This is a genomic window from Rossellomorea aquimaris (assembly GCF_001877785.1).
Taxonomy (GTDB): Bacteria; Bacillota; Bacilli; order Bacillales; family Bacillaceae_B; genus Rossellomorea; species Rossellomorea aquimaris_A.
The window spans coordinates 1-508 of the sequence record NZ_MINN01000132.1 but is presented as its reverse complement, the minus strand read 5'-3'; the positions used below and the strand labels follow the sequence as shown (position 1 = coordinate 508).

The following is a 508-nucleotide window of genomic DNA, read 5'->3' as shown; positions in this document are numbered from 1 at the left end:
TGTTGGCGATGTGTGTGAGTTCTTGTGTTGTTGTGCTGGGTTGTTTTTTTTTTTGCTGTGGAAGGAGAACGTCCGGGACCGCTTTATTCAAGGCGGGTTTATGCCGGTGCGTGCAAAGGAATTAACAGAAGGCACAAAAGAGCTGAAATACTACAAACCGGAAGATGACTACCCGTGGAAAGTGGAGGGATTTAGATGATCGATGTAATGAAGATGGTGAAAGCAAGAACATATATGAAGCGCAACGAGCCGTTCTTGTATAGTTGGCATGCTTATGTCGGATATGAATTAGATTTGTTCAAGTCATTTGAACGGCCGATGACACAATTTGATGTGGCCGATGCACTTGACCTTGATGAACAACTACTCGCGCAATGGGTAGCGATTGGCGTATCGATTGGATACTTGAAAGAAGTAAGCCGTAACCGTTATCAAATAAAGAATCGGTGGAAGTTGCCAAAATCCAAAGGCAATAATTCTTCAGGCGTGTTGCTAAAAGAAATGATGG

The 508-nt window shown here is 43.3% G+C and carries 2 pseudogenes; both read left to right on the top strand.

Annotation, left to right across the window (positions count from 1 at the left end):
- Positions 1–199 (top strand): annotated as a pseudogene (locus BHE18_RS23475) (hypothetical protein); the annotation flags it as partial.
- Positions 196–508, top strand: a pseudogene (locus BHE18_RS20110) (class I SAM-dependent methyltransferase); the annotation flags it as partial. The pseudogenes BHE18_RS23475 and BHE18_RS20110, both read left to right, overlap by 4 nt.